The sequence below is a fragment of the Spirillospora sp. NPDC049652 genome (assembly GCF_040675125.1).
GTDB lineage: Bacteria > Actinomycetota > Actinomycetes > Streptosporangiales > Streptosporangiaceae > Spirillospora.
Genome location: NZ_JBFAOF010000844.1, coordinates 1 through 3186 on the forward strand (window position 1 = coordinate 1; position 3186 = coordinate 3186).

Consider the following 3186-nt stretch of genomic DNA (forward strand, 5'->3'; position numbering starts at 1 on the left):
GGACGGGGCCGTGCGGGTGTCCGGGACGGCGCGCGCGGCGATGGCTCCGCGCCGGTCAGGGGACCCTGGCCCGTCGGCGGAGACGCGCTCGCCCGCCCGGGACGCCATCGGCGCCGGGTCGGCCGGGCGGTCGCCCGCGCGCGGCTCGGGGGCCGCGGGGCGGCGGGAGCCGAGCGGCGGCGGCGCCTCGCCCCGGTCGAGCGCCTGCAGATGCTGCCGGATCACCCGCAGCGGCAGGTAGTGGTCGCGCTGGGCGGTCAGCACGAACCGCAGCCGCGCCACGTCGGCGTCACCGAACTTGCGGTAACCCGACGGGCTGCGCTGCGGTTCGACCAGCCCCTCCGCCTCCAGGAAGCGGATCTTGGAGATCGTGATGTCCGGGAACTCGGCCCGGAGCAGCCCGAGGACGTCCCCGATCGTCATCAGGGCCCGGGCGGCCTGCGCGCTCATCGCCCTCCCATCGTCGCCGCCTCCGCCTGGCGTTGCCCGTTCCCGCGCCGTCCGCCGCCCCGCGCGGGGCGGGGCTCCGGCTCCCCCTCGCGTCCCGGCACGGGCGGCCGCCCGTGCCGGAGCGCTCAGCCGTGCTGCGGGCTGGTCAGGAACACCAGCCGGAACTTGCCGATCTGCACCTCGTCGCCGCCGGACAGACCCGCTTGGTCGATCCGCTGCCGGTTGACGTAGGTGCCGTTCAGGCTGCCCACGTCGCGCACCGAGAACCCGCCGCCCTGCCGCGCGAACTCGGCGTGCTGGCGGGAGACGGTGATGTCGTCGAGGAAGATGTCGCTCTCCGGGTGGCGGCCGGCGGACGTGCGGTCCTTGTCGAGCAGGAAGCGGCTGCCGGCGTTCGGGCCGCGCTCGACCACCAGCAGCGCGGTGCCGGGCGGCAGCGCGTCGACGGAGACCTGGGACGCGGCGGGCGGCCCCGGCTCGCCCGCCTCGGCGAACGCCTCGATCCCGGAGATGGAGATCGTCGAGGTCGACTCGCCCGGGGACTCCCGGGGAGGAGGAGGCTGCTGGCCACTGCGAGTCAGCGGAGTGCCACAGTTCGAGCAGAAGCGGGCATCATCCGGGTTGGCGTGACCGCACTGCGTGCAGTAGACGCTCGGCATCGATCGGCTCGGCCTCCTACCTCCGGCGCGGCGCCCGCGGCCCCCGTCCGGCTGCCGCCCGCGCCCCGCGCATCCTTCGTCCAACCCACGCCGGGTCACCGTCCCGACCCGGGTGCTCGTGCTCCCGGCACGGCACCCGTCACCACGACGGTCGCCGCAACTTACGCGGGTGAGGCCCGAGGGGTCAACCGGAACGGTCAGCCGGTCGCCCCCACGCTACCTTCGACAATGATCGCAGGTCTACGCCGCCGCGCGGACGGCGACCGGACACCCGCCCGTCACCTTCCGGTGACCGGCGGCGACCCGTTCCGCCACGCGGGGACGCGCGCAGGGCGACATGGCCCGCTCTCGGTACGATCCCCCGTGATCCCCTACCCCGACCGTACCGCGCTGACGGTCATTCGCGCACGCGGGGTGACGGTGACCTCCGCGCCGAGGCCGCGCAGCGTGCGCACGACGCCGCCCGGGATGCCGAGCGCGGTGGCCATGGTGTGCGGGTCCCCGATCGCCAGGATCCGGTACGGCGGAGGCAGGAACCTGCCGTCGGCGAGGACACCCTCGGGGCGGTCCACGAAGTAGGTGTCCACCCCGGCCCGGATGTCCCCGACCTGGACGACCTCGGCGCCCGCGTCGCGCAGTTCCTCCAGGGCGTCCAGCAGGTTGGCGGCCCGGACGGCGCGGCGCGGGTCGGTCACCGTGATCTCCACGCCGGGCCCCTGGGCGGGGACGGTCCCGGCGAGCAGGCCGTAGTCGTCGGCGCGGCGGCGGGCCTCCTCCAGGGCGGTCTGGCCGCGCGCGTCGCGCTCCAGGCCGGCCTTGGTGTTCTCCAGGTCGCGCAGGTCCCCGCGCAGCCGCTCGGATCGCTGGGTGAGGTCGGACAGAATCCCGACCAGTTCGTCCTGCCGGGCGGTCGCGAACTTGGTGTCGCGGCTGTTGGCCTGGACCTGCGCCACGACGGCGAACCCGAGCACCAGGCTGAGCAGGGCGCCCGCGAGCTGCCCGCGCGTCAGCCGCGGCCTCAGCATGTCGGTGAGCTGCGACAGCGGCCTGCGGGGACGCCCGGGCCCGTCCTCGGCCTCGGGCGGCACGGGCGAGGGCGGCGTGGGCCCGGACGGCGTCGGTGAGGACGGCGTGGGCGCGGACGCCTCGGGGCGGTCGCCGGCGTCGCTCATGCGCCGAAGAGCTTGCGGCGGATGGCGGCGGCGTTGGAGAAGATCCGGACGCCGAGGACGACCACCACGCCGGTGGACAGCTGCGAGCCGACGCCGAGCTGGTCGCCGAGGAAGACGATGAGCGCGGCGAGGATGGTGTTGCCGACGAAGGAGACCACGAAGGTCTTCTCGTCGAACACGCCCTCCAGCCGGGCGCGCACGCCGCCGAACATCGCGTCCAGCGCCGCGACGATGGCGATCGGCAGGTAGGGCTGCAGCCACAGCGGCACCGTGGGCTGGAAGACCAGCCCGAGCACCACTCCCGCGACCAGCCCGATCAGCGCGATCACCGCACCACCCTCACCTCTCACTGCCTCTCCCCCGCCGGCCGGGCGTAGCGCGGCGCGGACGGCGCGGCGGCGGGCAGCCTGGCCGAGTCCGCGGTCCGCACCGCGTACCGGAGCCCGTAGCGGTCCCGCAGGGCCGCCAGGCGCTGGTCGGCGGCCGAGCCGGTGAACGCGGCGCGCAGCCGCCCGCCGGGGCCGAGCGCGGTGACCTCGTACGGGCCGGTCAGCGGACGGTAGTCCACCAGGACCGCCTCGCCCGCCGTGCGGATCGCCGTGGTGGGGGTCAGCCGCAGCCCGTTGATCGCGACGGCGCTGGCACCGGCCGCCCAGAGCCCGTTGACCAGGCTCTGGAGGTCTTGATCATAGACCCGGCCGTCGTCCTCGGACGCATCGGAGCCGTGCTCGCGGGGGGCGTCGTCCAGGGTGACGACGAGGGCCGGCCCGGCGGCGGGACGGGCCGCGGCGGCGGCCTCGGCGGCGGCGAGGTCGCGGTCGGCGCGGCGGCCGGCGGCGCTCTGGGCGAGCGCTGCGGCGCGCAGCCGCGAGGTCTCGCCGCGCAGGGTGTCCAGGCGGCGGGCG

The 3186-nt window shown here is 76.0% G+C and carries 5 protein-coding genes; all 5 read right to left on the reverse strand.

What is annotated here, in order from left to right:
• The coding region (gene ftsR, locus AB0J52_RS33635) for a transcriptional regulator FtsR (RefSeq protein ID WP_500186909.1) at positions 1–450 on the reverse strand (450 nt) is incomplete at its 3' end.
• 125 nt (positions 451–575) lie between these two features.
• Positions 576–1109: an FHA domain-containing protein gene (locus AB0J52_RS33640; RefSeq protein ID WP_500186910.1), complete on the reverse strand. Its 534-nt coding sequence runs from the start codon at positions 1107–1109 to the stop codon at positions 576–578.
• A gap of 371 nt (positions 1110–1480) precedes the next feature.
• Positions 1481–2281: a DUF881 domain-containing protein gene (locus tag AB0J52_RS33645; protein ID WP_500186911.1), complete on the reverse strand. Its 801-nt coding sequence runs from the start codon at positions 2279–2281 to the stop codon at positions 1481–1483.
• Positions 2278–2610, reverse strand: a complete 333-nt coding sequence (locus tag AB0J52_RS33650; protein ID WP_500186912.1) for a small basic family protein — start codon at positions 2608–2610, stop codon at positions 2278–2280. Before AB0J52_RS33650 ends, AB0J52_RS33645 begins: the two co-directional genes overlap by 4 nt.
• A 17-nt stretch (positions 2611–2627) precedes the next feature.
• Positions 2628–3186: DUF881 domain-containing protein (locus AB0J52_RS33655; RefSeq protein WP_500186914.1), on the reverse strand; the 559-nt coding region annotated here is incomplete at its 5' end.

What these genes read in the sequence shown, in the direction of transcription:
- AB0J52_RS33645 (WP_500186911.1), bottom strand. Translation starts at nt 2,281, where the DNA reads ATGAGCGACGCCGGCGACCGCCCCGAGGCGTCCGCGCCCACGCCGTCC.
- AB0J52_RS33640 (WP_500186910.1), bottom strand. Translation starts at nt 1,109, where the DNA reads ATGCCGAGCGTCTACTGCACGCAGTGCGGTCACGCCAACCCGGATGAT.